Annotated in this window: 23 protein-coding genes, 1 riboswitch and 1 other annotated feature; all 23 genes read right to left on the reverse strand. The window is 32.0% G+C overall.

Translation table 11 applies throughout. The annotated features are described in order from the left end of the window. Position 1 precedes the first annotated feature (1 nt). The 23 genes from cntK to mutM all read right to left on the reverse strand — a co-directional run bounded on the left by cntK (position 2) and on the right by mutM (position 23,543). Entirely contained in the window at positions 2-829 is an 828-nt protein-coding gene (gene cntK, locus CD111_RS02220) for a histidine racemase CntK (protein WP_095087537.1), read from the reverse strand. A gap of 237 nt (positions 830-1,066) precedes the next feature. Then, positions 1,067-2,353 (reverse strand): glutamate-1-semialdehyde 2,1-aminomutase, encoded by a 1,287-nt coding sequence (hemL, locus tag CD111_RS02225; protein ID WP_095087535.1) that lies wholly within the window; start codon positions 2,351-2,353, stop codon positions 1,067-1,069. A 1-nt stretch (position 2,354) separates the two neighbouring features. Then, positions 2,355-3,338, reverse strand: coding sequence for a porphobilinogen synthase (hemB, locus tag CD111_RS02230; RefSeq protein WP_095087533.1), 984 nt, complete (start codon positions 3,336-3,338; stop codon positions 2,355-2,357). Between the two features lie 2 nt (positions 3,339-3,340). Next, a complete protein-coding gene (locus CD111_RS02235; RefSeq protein WP_095087531.1) occupies positions 3,341-4,018 on the reverse strand; it encodes a uroporphyrinogen-III synthase in 678 nt (225 codons plus the stop codon). An 11-nt stretch (positions 4,019-4,029) separates the two neighbouring features. Continuing rightward, positions 4,030-4,956, reverse strand: coding sequence for a hydroxymethylbilane synthase (hemC, locus tag CD111_RS02240; RefSeq protein WP_095087529.1), 927 nt, complete (start codon positions 4,954-4,956; stop codon positions 4,030-4,032). 18 nt (positions 4,957-4,974) lie between these two features. Next, the gene (locus tag CD111_RS02245) at positions 4,975-5,808 is read right to left on the reverse strand and encodes a cytochrome C assembly family protein (protein ID WP_095087527.1); all 834 of its coding nucleotides are present in this window, start codon (positions 5,806-5,808) and stop codon (positions 4,975-4,977) included. A gap of 20 nt (positions 5,809-5,828) precedes the next feature. Beyond that, positions 5,829-7,166, reverse strand: a complete 1,338-nt coding sequence (gene hemA / locus CD111_RS02250; protein ID WP_095087525.1) for a glutamyl-tRNA reductase — start codon at positions 7,164-7,166, stop codon at positions 5,829-5,831. Between the two features lie 74 nt (positions 7,167-7,240). After that, positions 7,241-7,828, reverse strand: a complete 588-nt coding sequence (yihA, locus tag CD111_RS02255) for a ribosome biogenesis GTP-binding protein YihA/YsxC (protein WP_095087523.1) — start codon at positions 7,826-7,828, stop codon at positions 7,241-7,243. A 146-nt stretch (positions 7,829-7,974) separates the two neighbouring features. Continuing rightward, positions 7,975-9,237 (reverse strand): ATP-dependent Clp protease ATP-binding subunit ClpX, encoded by a 1,263-nt coding sequence (clpX, locus tag CD111_RS02260; RefSeq protein ID WP_095087521.1) that lies wholly within the window; start codon positions 9,235-9,237, stop codon positions 7,975-7,977. A 123-nt stretch (positions 9,238-9,360) separates the two neighbouring features. Further along, entirely contained in the window at positions 9,361-10,641 is a 1,281-nt protein-coding gene (tig, locus tag CD111_RS02265; RefSeq protein ID WP_095087519.1) for a trigger factor, read from the reverse strand. A 95-nt stretch (positions 10,642-10,736) separates the two neighbouring features. After that, complete coding sequence (locus CD111_RS02270; protein ID WP_095087517.1) at positions 10,737-11,663, reverse strand: hypothetical protein; 927 nt, start codon at positions 11,661-11,663, stop codon at positions 10,737-10,739. A gap of 2 nt (positions 11,664-11,665) precedes the next feature. After that, positions 11,666-12,289, reverse strand: coding sequence for an NUDIX domain-containing protein (locus tag CD111_RS02275; protein WP_095087515.1), 624 nt, complete (start codon positions 12,287-12,289; stop codon positions 11,666-11,668). A gap of 159 nt (positions 12,290-12,448) precedes the next feature. Next, positions 12,449-12,808 (reverse strand): 50S ribosomal protein L20, encoded by a 360-nt coding sequence (gene rplT, locus CD111_RS02280; RefSeq protein ID WP_095087513.1) that lies wholly within the window; start codon positions 12,806-12,808, stop codon positions 12,449-12,451. Positions 12,809-12,850: 42 nt separating this feature from the next. Next, positions 12,851-13,051, reverse strand: a complete 201-nt coding sequence (gene rpmI / locus CD111_RS02285) for a 50S ribosomal protein L35 (RefSeq protein ID WP_095087511.1) — start codon at positions 13,049-13,051, stop codon at positions 12,851-12,853. A gap of 25 nt (positions 13,052-13,076) precedes the next feature. After that, positions 13,077-13,607, reverse strand: a complete 531-nt coding sequence (gene infC / locus CD111_RS02290) for a translation initiation factor IF-3 (protein ID WP_095087509.1) — start codon at positions 13,605-13,607, stop codon at positions 13,077-13,079. 23 nt (positions 13,608-13,630) lie between these two features. Then, positions 13,631-13,757 (reverse strand) — a sequence feature (ribosomal protein L20 leader region). Between the two features lie 52 nt (positions 13,758-13,809). Beyond that, positions 13,810-15,303, reverse strand: a complete 1,494-nt coding sequence (locus CD111_RS02295) for an amino acid permease (protein ID WP_095087508.1) — start codon at positions 15,301-15,303, stop codon at positions 13,810-13,812. Positions 15,304-15,390: 87 nt separating this feature from the next. Beyond that, positions 15,391-15,563: riboswitch (Lysine riboswitch) on the reverse strand. Between the two features lie 69 nt (positions 15,564-15,632). Next, the gene (gene thrS, locus CD111_RS02300) at positions 15,633-17,561 is read right to left on the reverse strand and encodes a threonine--tRNA ligase (RefSeq protein WP_095087506.1); all 1,929 of its coding nucleotides are present in this window, start codon (positions 17,559-17,561) and stop codon (positions 15,633-15,635) included. Positions 17,562-17,879: 318 nt separating this feature from the next. Then, positions 17,880-18,800, reverse strand: coding sequence for a primosomal protein DnaI (dnaI, locus tag CD111_RS02305; RefSeq protein WP_095087505.1), 921 nt, complete (start codon positions 18,798-18,800; stop codon positions 17,880-17,882). Then, complete coding sequence (locus CD111_RS02310; RefSeq protein ID WP_095087504.1) at positions 18,800-20,176, reverse strand: replication initiation and membrane attachment family protein; 1,377 nt, start codon at positions 20,174-20,176, stop codon at positions 18,800-18,802. Before CD111_RS02310 ends, dnaI begins: the two co-directional genes overlap by 1 nt. Positions 20,177-20,187: 11 nt before the next feature. Continuing rightward, positions 20,188-20,646, reverse strand: a complete 459-nt coding sequence (nrdR, locus tag CD111_RS02315; RefSeq protein WP_095087502.1) for a transcriptional regulator NrdR — start codon at positions 20,644-20,646, stop codon at positions 20,188-20,190. A gap of 170 nt (positions 20,647-20,816) precedes the next feature. Further along, positions 20,817-21,851 carry a glyceraldehyde-3-phosphate dehydrogenase gene (locus CD111_RS02320; RefSeq protein ID WP_095087500.1) on the reverse strand — a complete coding sequence of 345 codons (1,035 nt, stop codon included), beginning with the start codon at positions 21,849-21,851 and terminating at the stop codon, positions 20,817-20,819. A 214-nt stretch (positions 21,852-22,065) separates the two neighbouring features. After that, positions 22,066-22,662 carry a dephospho-CoA kinase gene (gene coaE, locus CD111_RS02325; protein ID WP_095087498.1) on the reverse strand — a complete coding sequence of 199 codons (597 nt, stop codon included), beginning with the start codon at positions 22,660-22,662 and terminating at the stop codon, positions 22,066-22,068. Between the two features lie 8 nt (positions 22,663-22,670). Further along, entirely contained in the window at positions 22,671-23,543 is an 873-nt protein-coding gene (mutM, locus tag CD111_RS02330; RefSeq protein WP_095087496.1) for a bifunctional DNA-formamidopyrimidine glycosylase/DNA-(apurinic or apyrimidinic site) lyase, read from the reverse strand. Positions 23,544-23,547 lie beyond the last annotated feature (4 nt).

Here is a 23,547-nt window from a genome sequence, read left to right on the forward strand (position 1 = left end):
CTTACTCCTTTTCTATATATGCAATACCTGTCGAAACTGTCGATACGTTCCCTCTTATTGAGGTTTCATATTTACCATACTTGTTTAATTTCACATACACTTTAATTTGTCCGCCTGGCTGATTGATTGTTGCTTCTATATTTGAAACATTTTGTTGGTAAGCTAAATAATTACCAATTGTAGCGGTTCCCGAACCACAACCGCTCTCCCATATTAAACTATCAATTTCTGGAACATAAATGAGTGGTATTAGATTTTGTTCATTTACTTCAAACAACATCATGCCTATCGTTTTTACTGAGTTATCAACATCTCTACTTTTTAGAAACTGTTCACAATGTTTACATAATTCACTCGTTACCTTTGTTTCAAGTGGTATTACATAATGAACATATGTACCAAAATGTAATTTAAAGACGTCATAATCTGCAAAACCTAAATTCAATTTAAATGGTTTAACTGAATAAGCTAACTGAGGCATTTGTACTTCATAACTGTTGTCTTTATGTATCTGACACTTAACACGTGTATCAATACCGGAAACTTTAAGTAATATTTGTGAAGCCGTTAATAAGTTTTGTGAAGCAAGGAAGTGAACATATGACATCGCTGCATTACCACAGAATTCATAACCACTCATGATGAGTTTATGTTCTCCAGTTTCTTCATCTAAATCAATAAATCCTACCTGTTCACAACAAACATGATTTTCACTCATCAATGCCTTTGCAATCCGCCCATATTCATCTTGATGATGTTTAGAATGAACAAGAACTGTCATATTATTAGTTGGATTAAATTTTGAATAATGTATGATGTCTGAATACATGGATTCCTCCTCGTGATATATATATATTTAATTGTTATAACATGTAGAGACAAACAAACCCTCTACAAATCGTAACCTTTACGATTTGATATTCTAATTATAAGTAAAATTTTGTAAAAGTCAATCATTATTGAAATATAAATATCATATGTATATTAGAATTGAAGACAATATCAATAAAAAAAAGCAGTAAAAATCCTTAATTAATCAAGAATTTTTACTGCTTTTACATTTGATTTATTTTACGATTCTAGATAAAGAAACATCGAATGCGTTAATTGTTTTCTCTATGTCTTCTTTCGTATGTTCTGTCGATAAGAATGTACCTTCAAATTGTGATGGTGGTAAGAAGATACCTTCTTTTGCCATTTCACGGTACATGTTACTAAATACTTCTAAATCTGATTGATTCGCTTGATCAAAGTTTGTAACTGGACCTTCATTTAAGAAGTAGCCAATCATTGATCCTGCACGATTAACTGTGATAGGCACACCGTGTTTACTAAATACTTCTTTAAGACCAGACTCTAACAAATCACCTAATTCATTAAAGTATTCGTAACTTTCTTCAGTTAACTCTGATAATGTAGCAAATCCACTCGTCATAGCAAGAGGATTACCTGACAGCGTACCTGCTTGATACACATTACCTACAGGTGCAATTTCTTCCATGATATCTTTTCTACCACCAAATGCACCTACTGGTAATCCTCCTCCTATTACTTTACCTAAACATGTTATATCTGGCGTTACACCATAATAGCCTTGAGCACAATTATAACCAACTCTAAATCCAGTCATAACTTCATCAAAGATTAATAAAGAACCATAAGATTTAGTTATTTCACGTAATCCTTCTAAAAATCCAGCTACTGGAGGCACAACACCCATGTTACCAGCAACAGGTTCAACAATTACGGCAGCTATATCATCACCAAAATGTTCGAACGCTACTTTAATGGCCTCTATATCATTATATGGAACAGTAATTGTATTTTTAGCTGTACCTTCTGGCACTCCTGGTGAATCGGGTAAACCTAATGTCGCAACACCAGATCCAGCTTTAATAAGAAGTGAATCACTATGTCCATGATAACAACCTTCAAATTTCAAAATTTTATTGCGTCCTGTAAATCCTCTAGCTAACCTTAAAGCAGCTAATGTAGCTTCTGTTCCTGAAGACACCATTCTAACCATTTCGATTGACGGTACTCTATCAATAACTAATTGAGCCATTTTATTTTCAAGTTCAGTAGAAGCACCAAATGATGTACCTTTATCAACTGCTTCATGTAATGCACGTTTTACTTTTTCATGTGAATGACCTAGAATTAATGGCCCCCAACTTAATACGTAATCTATATATTCATTACCATCAATGTCGTAAATTTTTGATCCTTTTCCATGATCCATAAAGATTGCTGGTGTGTCTACTGATTTAAACGCCCTTACTGGACTGTTAACGCCACCTGGCATTAAATTTACCGCTTCTTCAAATGCTTTAATTGATTTTTCATAAGTCATATTAATAAGCTCCTTTGTCTAAGTATCTACAAATATCTTTAGAGAAATAAGTTATAATCATATCCGCTCCTGCACGTTTCATAGATATCATTTGTTCCATAACGATTTTTTCTTCATCTATCCAGCCATTTAATGCAGCTGCCTTTGTCATACTATATTCTCCACTTACGTTATACGCAACTACTGGAATATTCGTGTTATTACGTACATCTCGGATAATATCTAAATAACTTAATGCTGGTTTAACAATCATCATGTCACAACCTTCGTTTAGATCACTTTCTAATTCGCGAAAAGCTTCTAATCGGTTGCTTGGATCCATTTGATATGTTTTTCTATCACCAAATGATGGTGCACCTTCCGCTGCTTCTCTAAATGGACCATAAAAACTAGAAGCATATTTAATTCCATAGCTCATAATTGGAATGTTTATAAAGCCGGCATCATCTAAACCTTCTCTAATTTCAGCTACAAATCCATCCATCATATTACTTGGCGCTATAATATCTGCACCTGCACGAGCTTGAGAAATAGCGGTTTTAATTAGTAAAGGTAATGATTTATCATTATCAACATCTTTAGTTTCTTCATCAATAACACCACAATGTCCATGATCTGTATATTCACATAAACATGTATCAGCAACTACTAATAAATCTGGATATTTACTTTTCGCTAATTTTGTAGCTTTTTGAATGATACCATCATCAATAAATGCCCCAGTTCCACAAGCGTCTTTTTCATTAGGTATACCAAAGAACATGACACCTCTTATTCCTAAGTCATATGCTTCTTTTAATTCTTCTTCAAGTAAATTCAAACTTATTTGGTATATACCAGGCATAGATGAGATTTCTTTTTTTATATCATCTTTTTCTATTACAAAAATAGGATAAATTAAATCTTCTTTATGCAAATATGTTTCTTTAACCATGTTTCTCATTGCTTGTGAACTTCTTAGTCTTCTATGTCTATCAAATTTCATTATTATACCTCTTCTTTCAATATTGTATTTATCATATCGTCTAAAGTAGCTACTCTAGCTAATTGACTTGACTGATGGTATGTATTTAATTTTTCTTGTGTTATATTACCAATTGCATAAACGCAGACCTCTGTTATATTACCAAATATTTCAAAGTATCCTGAAACAGCTGATGGACTTGAAAATGTTACATGCGTTACTTCTTTGTTCTTTATTAATTGATGCACTTTTTGAACATTTTCTAAATTTGTTCTAGGTTCATAAATAGCTAGTTTGTGAACGTCATTACCCCATGATTCTAATTGATTCGACAATTTATTTCTTGCTTTTTTACTACAAGGAATTAGGATTGAATGTTGTTGTAAGTTGCTTTTAATTTCAGATAATAATCCTTCTTGTGTGTATGTTTCTGGTACTAAATCAATAGGAATATTGAGTTTATTTGCCATTTTCTTAGTTTCACTACCTATCGCAGCGACATGTTTAGCATTAACTAAGTGCATGTATGGCTCAAATAATTTAATGGCATTTACAGAAGTAAAAATAAGCCAATCATAGTGCGACTTTAAACAGGACTGGTCAAACTTGATAGGAACAATATCTATAAATGGATAATGTTTAATATCTACGTCTTCTCGTTGAACAGTTCTTGTACTTGTCAGCACTACAATTGGCTTCATTTTATGACTCCTTATTCTGCTTCTTCATTTAATTTCTTAATTATTTCATAAGCACCTTGATTTTTTAATTCATTAGACACTTCTTTACCAATTTGCACAGGATCAGTTCCTACTCTAGAGCATTCATATCGTTCTTTACCATCAGGAGACATAATTAATCCTGTGAATGATATTTGGTCACCGTCTTTTGTAGCGTAACCTGCTATTGGTACTTTACAACTTCCATCCATTTCATTTAAGAATGTTCGTTCACAAGTTACACATGTATAAACATCTTCATCGTGAACAGTTTTTAATATTTCTAACAGCTCTGTATCATCACTTCTACATTCTATACCTAATGCGCCTTGCCCTATTGCAGGAAGCATCGTATCTTCACGTAAATATTCAGTCACAATATCGTCGCTCCAGCCCATACGTTTCAAACCCGCTGCTGCTAAGATAATGGCATCAAATTCTTCTGTTTCAAGTTTTTGAATTCGTGTATCGATATTGCCACGAATCCATTTTATTTCTAAATGAGGATATTTAGCTAATATTTGCGCGCCGCGTCTTAATGAACTAGTCCCAACAATACTTCCTGGTTTCAAATCTGCTAACTTTATATGATGATTTGCTATGTAAGCATCAAATGGTATTTCACGTTCCGGGATACACCCTAAAGTTAAAGCACTTGGCAATTCACTTGGAACATCCTTTAGCGAATGAATAGCAAAATCTATTTCATGATCAAAAAGCGCTTTTTGAATTTCTTTCACAAATAGGCCTTTTCCACCAACTTTAGACAATTGCACATCAACGATTTTATCACCTTTTGTAACAATTTCTTTAATTTCAATATCTAGTTCAGGATATTTTGCTTTTAATTTATCAATAAATTGCTGACTTTGAGTCAAAGCTAATTTACTTTTTCTTGATCCTACAATAATTTTACGCATAATTTCCTCCATTATTGGTTAGTTAAGCCATTGATGAAAACCTGAAAATTTAGATACAATCAAATAATTGATCATACAAACTAAAAATATCATAATATTAGCTAAAACTAATGTTTTTGTATTAATTCTATTTCCTACTCTTACAAATAAGTATATGCCATACAATAATAAGACAACTAATGATCCAATTACTTTAGGATCAAACCAAATTTCACTACCAATAATTATAATGCCCCATTGCACTCCTAATATTAAACTAATTAATAATACTAAAAATCCAACTAATGAGAACTTAAAGATGTTTTGCTCCAATTGTTCTAAACTTCCCATTCTAAAAAACTTCTGGTTGAACTTTTTTTCTTTTAAGTTTTTTCTTTGAAGTAAATATAATATTGCGTAAGAGGTACTTAATGCAAATATGACATAGCTTAATATAGCCAATGAAACATGTATTAGCAATAATTCATTCATTACACTTGATGCGGTGTTGTCAGTATCAAATTGTTCTGGTCGAAATGTATGGATAGTAAGAAAGACGAAACCTATTAAGTTGATAATAAACACTGTTAAGTCTGTTGACTTAAAATAATTTAAGACTAGCGAAACCGTAATAATCATCCAAGTATAAAAATAAAATCCTTCAAATAAAGTTAAAACAGGAAATTGTTTAGTTTCTATTATATATATCAATAAAAAGATTGTTTGAAAAATCCAAACAATCCCTAATGTATAATAACCAACTCTTCTAACCGTAGCATTTTTTTGAATAAAGTCATAAAAATAGCATCCTAAACAAAACATATATATGACCAATACAATTTCATGCAAACGTACCGCAATTAAATCTTGCATAGCATCACCATTTTTTTAAATTAAGGTTCAATTGTACTAGCTTGCAACTGAACTTTATTCTTTTCTTTTTTAGTTTCATTAAATCTTTCAACTTCTTCAGTTATATTAAAAATTTCTTGGAATAGTTCCAATTTTTCTTTAGATTTTTTATCTGTTGATAATTCTTTAGCTTGTGTAATAGGATCTTTAAGTAGTTGATTCACTATACTCTTCATATGTTTAGATATAACTTTACGTTCTCTATCTGTCATATCAGGTAATTTTCTTTCTATACTAACCATCGTATCTTGCTGAATATGTGATGCTTTATCTCTTAATGCCGAAATTACAGGAACGACACCAAGCATATTAACCCACTCTTCATGTTTGTCAATTTCTTTCGCAATAAGTAATTCGATTTCTCGTGCTGCTTTCTCACGTTCACCTAAATTTGCATCTACTAACCCATTTAAATCATCAACATCATAGTTATACATTAATTCTAATTCATTAACTGCTGGATCAATATCTCGTGGCACAGCAATATCTATGAGTACTAATGGTTTATTTCTTCTAAAGCGCTCAACATCATTCATCATTTCTTTTGTAAGAATATATTGATCAGCACTTGTTGAACTAATCACGATGTCTGCTTCCATTAATGAACATTGTAATTCATTAATACTTTTAGCAACACCACTATATTGCATAGCTAATGACTCAGCTTTAGCTGCAGTACGGTTAATAACAGTGATGTCAGTAACACCACTCCCATTTAAGTTTGCTACTGCTAATTCAGCCATCTCGCCTGCACCAATAATAAGTGCTTTCTTATTATCTAATCTTCCTAGTACTTTTTTAGATAACTCAACTGCAGCATAAGATACAGACACTGCATTTGATGCGATATCTGTTTCATGATGTGCACGTTTCGCTAATGTAATAGCTTGTTTGAATAAGCGATTAAACATTGTACCCGTTGTAACTTCTTCTTGCGCAATTTGAAATGCATCTTTCATCTGTCCTAATATTTGCGTTTCTCCAAGTACCATTGAGTCTAAGCCAGAAGTCACTTTAAACAGATGTTCAATTGCATCATTCTCATTTAGCACATTTGTATATTCTTTTATTGTATCCAGTGATTGTTCAAACCAATCAGCAAGGAATGACTGTATATAATATTTACCTGTATGCAATTGATCTACTACTGCATAAACTTCAGTTCTATTACAAGTCGACAATATCACACACTCTAATATTGATTTTTTGTTACTAAGAGTTACAAGCGCGTTTTCAATTTCATTATCTTTAAACGCTAATTTTTCGCGCATCGCAACGTCTGCAGTCTTATAGTTTACGCTTACTACAACTACATGCACTTCTAACGCCCCCATTAATTTATGTCCAATGTCTAAATTATAACATTTCTAATCTAGGAATGTGAGGATTTTGTTTAAATATATTGTGACAATAATGCCCAAATTTTCTCAGTTTTATCTTTGTTTAACGAAGAATAACTAATTAACGTATCATCAGAATCAATTTCTAAAGTTTGACGTATAATCTTTAAATGTTTTTGAACTTTACCCTTTGGAATTTTATCTTCTTTCGTAGCGATTATAATTGTTGGGATTTCAAAGTGTTTTAAATAGTTATACATTAAAATGTCATCTTGCGTTGGTTTATGTCTTAAATCTACTAATTGAATGACACATTTAAGTGATTCTCTAGTAGTTAAATATTGTTCGATCATCTTGCCGAACTGTTCTCTTTGTTTTTTACTTACCTTTGCATATCCATATCCAGGTACATCTACAAATATAACTTGATCATCGATATTAAAGAAATTTAAAGTTTGTGTCTTACCTGGTTTTGAAGATGTTCTCGCAACTTTTTTTCTAGAAATTAAAGTATTTATGAATGTTGATTTACCTACATTTGAGCGACCGCTCAACGCTATTTCGGGTAAACCGGTTTCTGGATATTGCTTCTTATCTACTGCACTTATTATTATATCTACATTATTCGGATTAATTTTCATTGTTATCTCCTACATTGTTCGTTTCTTACATTATATCTTAATTTGCTATTCATTTAAACTAAGTAAAAATTTAAAATATATAGTCCATTTATCAAAAAAAACCTGAAAACTCAAAAGAATCTTCAGGTTTGTCTACAATATTTTATTTAAGCAGATGTTTTTTCATCATTTAATAAATTGCCTTCACTATCATACATGTTTGGCGATTTGTGATCTCTAATTGTTTCTTCTGTAATGACAACTTTACTTACATCATTACTTGAAGGGATATCGAACATGATGTCGATTAGTGCTTCTTCAATAATTGAACGTAAGCCACGTGCTCCAGTTTTACGTTCAATCGCGAGTTCACTAATTGCAGTTAAAGCATCTTCATCAAACACTAATTCTACATTGTCTAATTCTAGCATTTTAGAATATTGTTTAACCAATGCATTTTTAGGTTGAGTTAGTATGTTTTTCAACGCATCTACATCTAATGATTCAAGATTACTTACGATTGGAATACGACCAATAAATTCTGGAATTAAGCCATAAGACTGTAAATCTTCTGGACGAATTTGTGATAATAATGATTCTTCATCACTGATTTCTTCGCCTGAACTACTAAATCCAATAACTTTTTCACCTAATCTACGTTTTATCACTTCATCGATACCATCAAAAGCACCACCAAGAATGAATAAGATGTTTGTCGTATCAATTTGTATAAATTCTTGATTAGGATGTTTTCTTCCACCTTGAGGCGGTACACTTGCAGTTGTACCTTCTAATATTTTGAGAAGTGCTTGTTGAACACCTTCACCAGAAACATCTCGTGTAATTGAAGTGTTTTCTGATTTACGTGCTATTTTATCAATTTCATCGACATAAATAATGCCTTTTTCAGCACTTTCTACATCGAAATCTGCTGCTTGAATTAATCTTAATAATATATTTTCAACATCTTCACCAACATAACCTGCTTCAGTTAAACTTGTAGCATCCGCAATTGCAAATGGTACGTTTAAAGATTTCGCTAATGTTTGAGCTAATAATGTTTTACCACTACCTGTAGGTCCAATTAAAGCTATATTACTCTTTTGTAATTCTACTCCATCTTCACTATCAGTTGGTTGTTGAACACGTTTATAGTGATTATATACAGCAACGGCTAATGCTCGTTTAGCATTTTCTTGACCGATTACGTAGTCATTTAATTGTTCCAATATTTCTTTAGGTGTAGGTACATCTGTAAATTGTTCTGGTTCTTGAGACTTCAACTCTTCTTCTACAATTTCAGAGCAAAGTTCTATACATTCATTACAAATATATACGCCACTACCAGCAACAAGTTTTTTGACTTGATCTTGTTCTTTACCACAGAAAGAACATTTTAAATTTTCTTCATCGTCGTTAAATTTAAACATTTTTACACCCCTATTCTTCTTATAGACTATACTAAAAGAATTTTAGTTTTTCAAATAAATTGATTAAAAAAGAATAGTAGCAGAATATTCTGCTACTATAAAGTATTTAATACTGATTAACAATTATGCTTTTGTTGATTCAGCAACTAATAAATCTATAACTTTTTGAATCTTAAGGTCATTTACTAAGATATCATTGTTACCTAATGTTGCTTTAATATCATCAACTGATAAACCAAATTGTTCGCTCATTTTTGTTAATTCAGCATCAACGTCTTCGTCAGATACTTCGATATTTTCAGCATCAGCAATAGCTTTTAAAGTTAAATTAGTTTTGACACGTTTTTCAGCGTCTTCTTTCATTTGTGCTTTAAGCTCTTCTTCTGATTGTCCTGAGAATTGGTAGTATAGTTCAAGATTTAAACCTTGTTGTGAAATACGTTGTTCAAATTCTTGCATCATACGATCCAATTCAGTGTTAATCATAGCTTCAGGAATTTCAACTTTTGCGTTGTCAGAAGCTTTAGTGATTGCTTCTTCTTTCTCTGTAGCGTCTGCTTGATTAACTTTAGCATCTTCTAAATCTTTACGTAATTTTTCTTTATATTCGTCTACTGTTTTAACAGACTCATCTAATTCTTGAGCTAGTTCATCGTCTAATTCAGGAACTTCTTTAGCTTTAACTTCGTTGATTTTACATTTGAAAGTAGCTTCTTTACCAGCTAATTCTTCAGCATGGTATTCTTCAGGGAATGTTACAACAACATCTTTCTCATCATTTGCTTTAAGTCCGATTAATTGCTCTTCAAATCCAGGAATGAATGAACCTGATCCAATTTCTAGATCATATCCTTCAGCTAATCCACCTTCGAATGGTTCTCCATCTACATAACCATCAAAGTTAATGTTTGCAACATCACCTTGTGCAATTTCACCATCTTTAACTGCTAATTCAGCTTGGCGACTAACTGCATCTTCAAGTGCTTTTTCAAATTCTTCATCAGTTACTTCACGATCTTGTTTCTCGATAGATAGACCTTTATAGTCACCTAACTCAACTTCTGGCTCAACAGTAACTGTTGCTTCAAAAATAAGTTCTTTACCTTTTTCCATTTGTGTAACGTCAATTTCAGGACGATCTACAGGGTTTATACCTGCCTCTTCAACTGCATTACCATATGCTTCTGGTAAGATGAAATCTAATGCATCTTGGTATAATGACTCAACACCAAATCTTTGTTCAAATAATGGTCTTGGCATTTTCCCTTTACGGAAACCTGGTACATTAATTTGTTTAACTACTTTTTTGAATGCTTTGTCTAAACCTTTATCTACTTCTTCTGTAGGAACCGTAACAGTTAATAAACCTTGGTTGCCTTCTTTCTTTTCCCATGTTGCTGTCATGAATAAAAACCTCCGTGATTATCCTAATTTATTAATTTTCAACTCTTTAATTATAACATAGCTTTCCTATGTTTCAACTATAGTGTTTATATTCATTATAATTTTTGAATAAAATCAAAAAATTGTTCCCAATCTTCTTGATTAACACATTTGTAGTTAGCGTCTATATTAAAACGTTCTGCTAAAAGTTTCAAGTAACATGCAATTAAATCTTCATCTTTTAAAGATTTGTGCTCAATTGGATACATTACAATAGCATGTTGATTTAATAATGTGTTCGCTAATTCTATAGATGAAGGACTATCAATCTCAAGTTGTTCAATTACTTTAGGAATTATTATTTTATTAAAGTGTGTTCTTTCTATACCATCTAATTCACTTGGTATAGTTGTTATATTTTCATCTAGCTTTGCAAATGTAACTTTATTTGTCCAATCACCTAATCTCAAATACTCTAATATTAAACTTTGTACATTAGGATGTAGCGATTCATTTTCGATGATTTGAGCTAACGTCAAATTAAATATGCCTAAATGATTATCAATTAAATCAATCAATAATTGGATTTGATTTTCAAATTGTTCTTCCTTAAAAGCACTTAATATGTCAGATGCTTTTCGTTTTCGTTGTTCTAATTTGTCACGCGCCATATCTTGAATAGGCAATAATTTCATTCTCGTTTTGTGTTCAATATCTTCATCATTGATTTGATTAATAATTTCAACTACTGTTTGATGTTGCTCTAAATAATACAAACTTTCCACAAAGTAAATTATAATTTGATCATATTGATCATGCCCTTGACCTAATAAAATACTCGCTTCTTCTCTTAATTCAAGATAATGCCCACATTCCTTTAATACTTCACATTTCTTTATAGATAAATCTTCATTCATCTCGAAATGTTGTTCATAAACTTCGAAAGCATCATACGCCTTATCAAATTGGCCATCCGACATACTTTTGTTTATCTCGTTTACTAATTGTTTTCTTAATTTAGGAAATGGAATAATTTCACTCAAGGTTATACACCTCTTTTATATAAGCCTTCTATAATCAGACCGCTCCAAGTCTCATAATTTTTATCATTTGATAAATCGTTTTTACTTATCCAATCAATTTTTAAAGTATCCGTCTCTATTGCAGATACACTTGATTTTGTTACGTTTAATTTAAAAACTAACCCAATATGAACTTTGCCTACGTCATTTTCATCATCATTAATGAATCCGATTAATTCTAAGTTTGTGACTGCTTCTTCGTTCAAACCAACTTCTTCTTCAAGTTCTCGTTTAGCATTTTCATTTATTACTTCTTCTACATTTGTTGCATTTGGTACATCATTCATATGGCCACCAACTCCTATTGAGCTAAGACCATGTAAACGACCTTCTCCGCCGCCACTTAATCTTTCATAAACGAGGACTTCATTATTTTCATTCTCTAAAATACAATAAGAAATAAGTTGTTTATAACTTGGATCTTCTTCCATGTCTCCACGTCTTTTCACTTCATATTGTTTAATTGTTTCATAAATATATTTCGTTTCTTCATCTTGGATAGATTTAAATCCATTAAATTGATAAGCTTCATTATTAAATATCGTTGCTCTTGGAACGACAGTAATCATTTCATCATATTTAGACATAATATTCTCCTTATTCTTTATTCTCTTTCATTTTATCAAAGCGTAGAACAAGCGTAAAGGAGATGCATTGTTCATTCGTTTACGTATATTCTTACAAGTAAAAAAGACTAGTTAAGAAAAAATCATTCGATTTATTCTTAACTAGTCTATGGATTGTAATTATTTAGCTAATGCATCTTTAGCTTTAGCAGCTAATTCAGCGAAAGCTTTTTCATCTGAAATAGCAATTTCAGATAGCATTTTACGGTTGATTTCGATTTCAGCTAATTTAAGACCATTCATTAAACGGCTATAGCTAATATCATTTTGACGAGCCGCAGCATTAATACGTGCGATCCATAATTTACGGAATTCACGTTTTTTCTGACGACGGTCACGGTAAGCATAGTTACCTGACTTCATTACTTGTTGCTTAGCAACTTTGTATAATGTATGTTTTGAACCAAAATAACCTTTTGATAATTTTAAAACTTTTTTACGACGAGCTCTCGTCACTGTTCCACCTTTAACACGTGGCATGTAAATTCCTCCTTAGACTGGACCATTAGTCCACATTAATTATTATTTTACGTACGTTAACATTTGTTTTACGCGTTTGTTGTCTGATTTAGATACTAAAGATGCTTTACGTAATTTACGTTTTGCTTTAGTTGATTTATTTGCGAATAAGTGTGAAGTAAACGCTCTAGAACGTTTTAATTGACCAGAACCAGTTCTTTTAACACGTTTTGCTGCTCCACGGTGAGTTTTCATTTTAGGCATTGAGTTTTCCTCCTATAATTTCGGTTTATTTATCGTTTGTAATTGGCGCTAACATTAAGAACATAGAACGCCCTTCCATTTTAGGTCTTTGTTCAACTGTTGCGATATCTTTACAAGAATCTGCAAAGCGTTCTAATACACGTTGACCAATTTCTTTATGCGTAATAGCACGACCTCTAAATCTAATTGAAACTTTAACTTTATCTTCTTTAGATAAGAATTTTTGAGCATGCTTTAATTTTGTTTCAAAGTCGTGTTCTTCGATTGTTGGACTTAATCGAATTTCTTTAACATTGACTATTTTTTGTTTTTTACGCATTTCTTTTTCTTTTTTCTGTTGTTCGAATTTATATTTACCATAATCCATAATTCTTGCAACAGGTGGTTTTGCGCCTGGCGCTACAATTACAACATCTAAATCTACACGTTCAGCCATTTCAAGTGCTTCTTGTTTTGATTTGACACCGATTTGTTCACCATCTTGTCCAATAAGTCGAAGTTCTTTCGCACGAATTTTGTCATTAATTTGAGTTTGATCTTTAGCTATGGTTGACACCTCCTAGATTTTTACGAAGTCGTCCAAGAAAAAAAGAGCGAATGCACAAGGCACCCGCTCTAATCCATAAACAATAAAGGTTTATTTCTACCTGCTAACTGCTTAACGCGTCACTACAGGTGAGAAGCGGGTATGCTTCTACTTGGTCCGTTTCGTATTCAACAGAACTAATCATACCAACTATAAACCGTTATGTCAATTGTTATTTAATATTCTTTTCAAATTCTTGCATATCTACATCCTGGCTTAAATCTACTTCACTTAATGGAATTTTCTTAGTTTTATACTTCACTTTATGGAAGATATAGAATGCTAAGAAAACAGGAATACCCATGTATGTGATAAAGAATCTTCTCGGTTCAAATTCACCAGTTTGAATAAAATCTACATCTTGACCCACTATTACTATTGCACATAATGCAAATGCAAATAAAGGACCGAATGGAAATAGCTTAGCTTTATACTTCAGTTTAGATTTATCGTAATCTTGTATATCGAATGCACGTCTAAATCTATAATGACTTATTGCAATTCCTAACCAAGCGATGAAACCTGTCATACCTGATGCCGCGATAATATATTCATATGCACCACCACTAATGTGTTCAATACCAAAAATTAATATAACGACAAACGCCGTAGCACATAATGCTACATATGGCACACCTGATTTGTTTGTTTTAGAAAATACAGGTGTTGCTAATTTATCTTTACTCATCGAGAACAACATTCTAACTGATGCATACATACCTGAGTTACCTGCAGATAATACAGAAGTTAAGATGACAGCATTCATAAATGAAGCAGCAAATGCTAATCCTGCATTCTCAAATACAAGTGTAAACGGTGATTTAGCAACTTCATCTCCACCCATTAAATTAGGATTTGTATAAGGAATGATCATCCCAATTACGAATATAGCTAAAATATAAAACAATAATATTCTCCAGAACACTTGTTTAATTGCTTTTGGTACTGCTCGTTCTGGATTTTCAGATTCACCGGCTGTGATACCGATTAATTCCGTACCTTGGAAAGAGAATCCCGCAACTAAGAATACACCTAATACGAGTAAGAATGTATTTACGTTGTTATCACCCAAGAATGGTGCATCACCAGTAACAAAATTTTCAAACCCTAAATATTGTCCACCTAATAACCCAAATATAGTAAGCAGTCCAACACCTATGAAAATAATAACTGTTGCAACTTTAATAAATGCGAACCAGTATTCACTTTCTCCATATACTTTAACAGATAATGAATTTAACCCAAATATGATTAACATAAAAATAATACTCCATGCCCATGACGGAATAATCTCCATTGGTTGCCAATAGCTAATCACTTGAGAAGCTATAGTAATATCTGCAGCAACTGTAATTACCCAGTTAAACCAATAGTTCCATCCAAGTGCAAACCCTAATGACGGGTCCACAAAACGTGTAGCATACGTACTAAAAGAACCTGAAACAGGTAAATATGTAGCCATTTCTCCTAATGAGGTCATTAAGAAGAATACCATCAACCCTACTACTGCGTATGCTAATAATGCACCACCAGGGCCAGCATCTCTAATTGCACCCCCAGAAGTCATAAATAAACCTGTACCAATACATCCACCTATAGCGATCATTGATATGTGTCTATCTTTAAGCTTTCTTTGAACATCATTTGTTGATTTTTCTTGTGCCATAGTACTTTCCTTTCTTCATTCCCGACTCGAGTCACTAAAAAAGTCGCATATCCGATTAGATATGCGACCATATATGATCATTCCATAAAAATTGGTAGCACATCACTTAGTGTGACAGTTCAGCATTTATTCAATACTGACCCAACAAAGCGCATCATGGTTACGCTTCGTTTCGGCAATGTCCCCTTTTATCATTTCAACATATATGCCATAACATTTCTGAATGATTACTCTTGAACATTGCAACCTCTAACTCATTACTGAGGAATATTTAATTAAATTTTACTATTTAAACTATACCCGATGATTTATTAAAATTCAATAGTTTGTTATTTTTTAAGTCTGATTTCGTCAACTAGACTCCAAATAAATTCATCTTTTTCTAAAGTTTTAGAATCTTTAGAACCATATTGTCTAACGTTTACTTCTTGGTTTTCTAATTCTTTATCACCGACAACTATTTGGTAAGGAATTTTATTCATTTGAGCTTCACGTATCTTGTAACCCATTTTTTCGTTTCTATCATCAATATGAACTCTAACACCTTGTGATTTCAATTCATCATGTATTGCTCTTGCATAATCATAATGTAAGTCAAGGTTCACAGGTATAATCTCAACTTGTCTTGGTGCTAACCAAATTGGTAATGCACCTTTTGTTTCTTCTAGTAAAAATGCAACGAACCTTTCCATAGTAGATACTACACCTCTATGGATTACAACAGGTCTATGCTCTTCGCCATCTTTACCAATATAATTTAAATCAAAGCGTTCTGGCAATAAGAAGTCTAATTGCGCTGTTGATAAAGTTTCTTCTTTACCCATAGCTGTTTTAACTTGTACATCTAACTTCGGACCGTAAAATGCCGCTTCTCCAATAGCTTCTTCATAAGGGAGACCCATTTCATCAATAACTTCTTTAAGCATTTGTTCTGCTTTTATCCACATTTGATCATCATCGAAATATTTTTCTTTATCTTCTGGGTCTCTATAACTTAATCTAAATTTATAATCTTCAAATCCAAAGTCTTTATATACATCTAATATAAGTTCTACTACACGTTTAAATTCTGATTTGATTTGGTCAGGTCTAACAAATATATGTGCATCATTTAATGTCATCCCACGAACACGTTGCAATCCTGATACAGCCCCACTTGCTTCGTATCTGTGCATTAAACCTAATTCCGCAATTCTAATTGGCAATTCTCTATATGAGTGACGACTGTTTTTATAAATCATCATATGATGTGGACAGTTCATCGGCCTTAGTACAAGAGATTCGTTTTCCAAATCCATTGTAGGGAACATATCTTCGTGATAATGATCCCAGTGTCCTGAAGTTTTATATAAGTTAACGTTTGCCATAACTGGTGTATACACGTGGTCATAACCTAAACTTACTTCTTTATCTACAATATAACGTTCTATTTCTCTTCTGATTGTGGCACCATTCGGTAACCATAAAGGAAGTCCAGCACCAATCAATTGATTTGTAGCAAATATATCTAAGTCTTTACCTATTTTTCTGTGATCTCTTTCTTTTCTTTCTTCTAATACTTTTAAATAAGCTTTTAAATCTTTTTTATCAAAGAAAGCTGTTCCATAAATACGTTGAAGCATCTTATTATCTGAATTACCTCTCCAGTATGCACCGGCAGTTGATAAAAGTTTGAATTCTTTTATTTTTGCAGTTGATGGTACATGAACACCTCTACATAAATCAGTAAATTCACCTTGTGAATATAACGTAACATTTTCATCTTCAGGAATAGCATCAATTAATTCCAATTTATATTCATCATTTTTGAAAAATGCTTTAGCCTCATTTCTAGATACAACTTTACGTTCAATTTTGAAATTTTCATTTACAATTTGTTTCATTTCTTTCTCAATTGTTTCAAAGTCGTCACTAGAGATTTTGTGGTTTGTATCTACATCATAATAGAATCCGCCTTCGATAACCGGACCTACTCCAAACTTCACATCCCCATATAATCTTTGTAAAGCTTGTGCCATTAAATGAGCTGTAGAATGTCTTAACACCTCTAAAGCTTCATCACTACCAGGTGTAACGATTTCAATTTCTCCATCTTGTTCTAAAGGTCTAGTAAGATCTACTAATTGCCCGTTAAATTTCCCAGCTACTGCTTTTTTTCTTAAACCAGGGCTAATTGATTGGGCTATTTCTTCAGTTGTTGTTCCGTTCTCAAACCCTTTCACGTTGCCATCTGGAAACTTTACATTTATTTCACTCATAACGACTTCCTCCTCAATTAATTGTATTAATGAACATAAAAAAGAGACCTCATCCAAAGGGACGAAATCTCTCGCGGTACCACCCTCATTAACGTACATTAAGATCAATATACGATAACTCTACATAAGATAACGGTCTTGAGCCGAATGTGGATTAGCACATCATGTATGAGGGAGTAACCGTTTATAAAATATTATCTCAATCGCAGCAATATGAGACTCTCTTCAAATATGTTATAAAAGTCATATCCTCTAAATTTTTATATTCATTTAAGTTAATTTAATTATACATCTCTCTTTTAAAATATCAAGTTTAAATTATGAACGGTAATTTTTCCCTTCCAATTCATAAGCTTCGGTAATTGTTTTAATGCGTTCCATAATACGGCTTGCTTTTGTAATTTCTGCACCTTGTCTCGTCTTACTTAAATGAAATTCAAGTTCTTCAAAATTAAAATTCGAACTAAAAAATGTAGGCATCTTGTGAACCATTCTATAATGTAGCAATGGTCCTAATATTTCATCTCTTACCCACGGCGTTAATTCTTCAGCACCTATATCATCTAGCATTAATACTTTCGCTTCTCTTGCAGATTCGAATCGATCACTAAATGAACCATCTTTAAAACCATTTTTCAATACTCTTATAAATTCAGGTAAGTATATAATCATAGAAGGTTGTTTCTTCATCTTAAGCTGATTCGATATCGCACCTAATATATAAGACTTACCTGTACCAAACGGACCGTGTATATACAATCCTTTCGTTTCTTCACCAGCTACAATTTTGTTGCAAATTTCCATTGCTTTTTTAATGATAACCATTCTAGCTTCATTATCTACATAAATATCTTTGATTGTTGCTTTTAATGTTTCTTCTGGCATTTGGAATGATGTCACTAAATTTGATTCAAACTTATTAGCATCATATTCTATTTTATTTGGACATGGTAAATATCTCGTCTTAATATGTTCATTTTGAACATACAATTCAGGCACATGTCCTTTCACAAAGTTAATACACTTTTGATAACTCTCACATTTTTCGCAACATTTAGACTGATCTTTATATGCTTGAAGTTGATCTAAGTCGGTTTCAATAATTGAATTTGTTAATTCTGATTGGTGCTCACGCAAGAATGTTTTGACTTCACTATGTGATAACGTTTCTTTTTTTATTTTTTCTAGTCTTTTTTGGAAATCTTTATTCTGTTTAAGATGTTGTCCAAGCGGTTCCATTAGTGATCACCTTCTTTCCAAAAAGCTTCCATTTCTTTTTGAAGCTCTTGTTTTCTCTTTTCAAATTCTTTATTTGTTTCTTTCGGTTTCTTCTCATTAGATTCGTTAGATTTCTGTTTAAGAAGCCATTCTGGTGTTTTCTCAATAGATTTAAGTTTATATGAATTTTGTGCTGATTTATTATTTTTTTCTTTTTTAGATTCTGCCGCTTTGTTATCAAATTCCTTAGTATATTCATAGGCTTCTTTAGCAGTTTTTATGTTTAGTTTACTCCAATTTGAGGCTATTTCTTCAGTATAAGCTCTCGGAAGCTGTTTGTTATTCTTAAACATTACATATTGTAATAGTATATTCATTACACCAAATGGCAATCTCTCTCGTGTAATGATATCTTCAATGAAACGTTTTTGACTAATAGTAGGTTCTGTTTCATTGAATGAATAAAGCATTTCAATTGGACTCGTTACTTCTAACATTTCAAACCATGATTCTAGAGAGTCTATGTTAGTATCGGATGACATTTGTGAATTTGGTTTACTTTGTTGTTTTGTTTCTAAAGATGGTAAATTACCTTCATGTTCAATTTGATAAATTGACCTTGCATGTTTTCTTAAATCTGCTAAAGAGATGGTTTGATTTTCCGTAATGGATTTCAAAATGATTGATTTCATTTCAACAGGTGTAATGCCATACAATGTGGCTATTTGTATAATGACTTGTTTTGTTTTTTTATTTAATATTTCTTTAGAAATCAAATGGTTGCTCAATAACATTTCCAACATTTCAAAATCAAAACCTACATCTGATAAATCTAAACCGTTATTCCTTTGTTGAGGCATAACTTGAATATCATCTTCAGGATTTATTTGAGATAATTTAGGTGTTTTAAATACATCAGTAAAACTCTTTGTGACATCATTGAACCCTTTAGTTGAGACACCATTATCTTTATATCTATTTTTTAAAGCTTTAAATCTAGCATTTCCTATTTGTTGATATAAAAATACAGATAACAATGGATCATTAAAAAATTGGTCTGTCGAGGCTGGTTGTTTTAATACATATATAAATGTTTGTTCACTTTCGTTTGTTTTAAAGTATGTTTTAATCAAACCTATTCCTTCTAATAAATCTAAAGAGTTCCTAAAATTTGATAAATTAACTTTCAAGTCGTTCATAATCGTATAATGATTCATAGCATCATTTTCGTTATGAAAATTAAACTGTGATAAATATAAATAAACACCAATTGCATCCGTTCCGATTAATGGCGTATATAAACTAATTAATATGTCTTGATGTACATGCGTATAACTATAATTTGACTTAACATAAAATCCATCACTCGGTTTTATGCCACTAAAATATTCCGCCACTCATACTCACCTTACTTTCGGTCTTTCAAGATTCCTTGCATTGATTTTAGTAGTTGATCTACATCTTTAAACTCTCTATACACAGATGCAAACCTTACATATGAAACTTGATCAACATCCATTAATTGTTCCATTACTTTTTCACCAATATCATTTGATGAAACTTCCGTATTTCCTTCTGCTCTTAAATCTCTTTCTACTTCATTCGTAATATCTTCTAATTTTTGATATGCTACTGGTCGCTTTTCACATGAGCGAACGAGACCATTTAATATTTTATCACGATTAAATGCTTGTCTTGCGCCATCTTTTTTTACGACAATTAATGGCGTTAATTCAATTCTTTCAAAGGTAGTAAAACGAAATCGGCAAGATTCACATTCTCTTCTACGTCGTATAGCAGTTAAATCATCCGCATGACGAGAATCCACAACTTTAGAGTTTTCATATTTACAGTTAGGACATCTCATTCGTTTCACCCTTTCTTAACTTTTATTTTCATACATAGATTATACAGTAGTTTTATATATTTTTAAATGCTGACTACTTTTAAGTGATCATAATAGAATCGTTGTGATACACACAATAAAAAGCAACACATCACTCATGTTGGATGCATTGCTTCTTAATTAAATTTAATTTATGAAATTTTTTGTTCATGAACTTCAGACAATATTTCAGCAACTTGTTCTGCTAACTCAACGACTCTCATTGAATAACCCCACTCATTATCGTACCAAGCTAGTACTTTAACTTTGTTGGAACCCATTACCATCGTAGATAACTCATCAACGATTGCTGAATTAGGATTCGTCTTAAAGTCTATTGAGACAAGTGGTTCTTCACTTACTGCTAATACGCCTTGCAATTCTTCTTTGCTCGCTTTTCTAAAAGCATCATTTACACTTTCAACCGTGACATCCGTTTTCAAATCGACAACTAAATCGACTAACGAAACATTAGAAGTAGGCACTCTTAAAGCCATTCCATGCATTTTTCCTTCTAATTCTGGTAATACTAACGATAACGCCTTTGCTGCTCCAGTTGATGTCGGAATAATACTATCCGTACATGAACGCGCTCTTCTTAAGTCTTTATGCGGATTGTCGAGATTTTTTTGATCATTTGTAAATGCATGTACAGTCGTCATCAATCCATTTTCAATACCAAATTTATCATTAAGTACTTTTGCTACAGGACTTAAACAATTCGTAGTACATGATGCATTTGAAATAATGTCATACTTTTTCATATCAAGTTCTTTATCATTTACACCACACACTATTGTTTGAACTTGACCACCTTTAGAAGGTCCAGTTAGGATAACTTTTTTAGCACCAGCATCAATATGTGAAACTGCTTTATCACCATGATTGAATTTACCAGTCGCTTCAATTACGATATCAATGTTTAATGTCCCCCACGGTAACAATTTAGGGTCTCTCTCAGATACTAATAAAATTTTGTGATTATCAATTACAATACCATCTTCAACTGGTTTAATGTCAGCATCTAAAATACCATGAGTTGAATCATATTTTATTAAATGAGCAATTGTTTCAGGTGGATAAGATGCATTAATAGCTACAATATTCAATTCGTTTGATTTAAGTGCACCTCTTAATACCATTCTTCCTATTCTACCTAATCCATTTATTGCAATGTTTTTCGTCATAATTGAGAACCCCTTTTAATGTGATATACTATTTAATACGATTAGTATAGCACATTAAAAGTTTGTTGAAAACGTTTTCTATCATGTTTTTCAAAAAGTTTAATAGTGTTTAATTTCTGTTTGTGATTTTATTATTTTATCGTAATACTTCACTTTGTTAATGTGTCATACTGATTAGCTGAACATTACATATTAATGCGTATATACTTAGATTTTAGACATGATAACCTTTTTCTTTCAAAAAGTTCTCTATAAATAGTTTCAATGAATCTAACGAACCATTATTATCTATAATTTCATCTGCTAATCTCTTTTTATCATAAATAGACATTTGTGATTTTATTCTTGCATTCGCATCCTCATCACTAAGCTGGTTACGTTCTTTCAATCGCTTAACTTGAGTTTCAGCTGTCGTATATACTAGCCACGTTTCATCTACTGTATCTTGTAATTTATTCTCAAATAATAACGGAATGTCCATAATGACATTTCGACCTTGTTTAATAGCTTGCTGTTTTTCGTCTTCCATAATATCTCTTACAATAGGATGAATAATTTGATTTAATTTTTTTCTCATTTCCTCATCATTAAATATAATGGACCCAACATACTTCCTGTCCATTTCACCATCTTTAATTGCATCTTCACCGAATAGTGCTCTAACTTGTTCTAATCCTTTACTGTTTTTTTCAACAGCTTTTCTGCTTGCTAAATCAGCGTCAACAACTTGAAATCCATATTCTTTTAAAATATTAGAAACCGTTGATTTGCCTGTTGCAATTCCTCCAGTTAAACCAATTACTTTCGTCATATATACACCTACTTTTGACAATTTGGACAATAATAAGTATTCCTTGTAGCAATCACTTGTTGTTCAACTGGATTACCACATTTAACACATACTTTTTTACCATAGACCATATGTTTATCTTGCATTGATCCTTTTTCACCATCAGCATTATAATAATCTGAAATGCTCGAACCACCATTATCTATACCTTCTTGTAGTACATTGACCACTTCATTAAAAACATGCCTACGCTCATCCTTACTCAATTCTTTAACCGTTCTCATAGGTAGTATTCCTGCACGTATTAAAGCTTCGCATGCATAAATATTTCCACATCCTGATATTACAGAATGATCAAGTATAGCCGTTTTTATTGGTTTATTAATAAATTTTCTTTCATTAATTTTTTCTGAATAATGTTGAAATGCTTCTTCAACAAATGGTTCTGGTGCAATTTTAAGAACAGATGGATATTCATTTAAATCTCTTAATGCACGTAACTCACCAAATCTTCTTATATCTGTATATATAAGTTTGAGTCCATTATCTAGTTCAAAGATAACATGCCAATGTTTTTTATGATTTTCAATCGCAATATCTGATAAATCCGGGACGGTGAAGAAAGCGCCCGTCATACCGAAATGGCACATCAAGATGTGGTGTGCTTGTTCATTTTCAATTTCTATAAATATATATTTACTTCTTCTATAAACATGTTCTATTTTATATCCTTTAGTTCGGGCGATAAATTCATCTAATGTAGTACCTTTAATAATTGTTTCTTTGCCGCTTTCTTTTCCTTGCTTCACTTTATTAGAGAAAGCAATGTTCTTTATTGTTGCACCTAGTATTCTAGGTGCAATTCCTCTTTTTACGTGTTCTACTTCAGGTAATTCTGGCATATTC

The sequence above is a fragment of the Mammaliicoccus stepanovicii genome, assembly GCF_002902525.1.
In the GTDB taxonomy this organism is placed as follows: Bacteria; Bacillota; Bacilli; order Staphylococcales; family Staphylococcaceae; genus Mammaliicoccus; species Mammaliicoccus stepanovicii.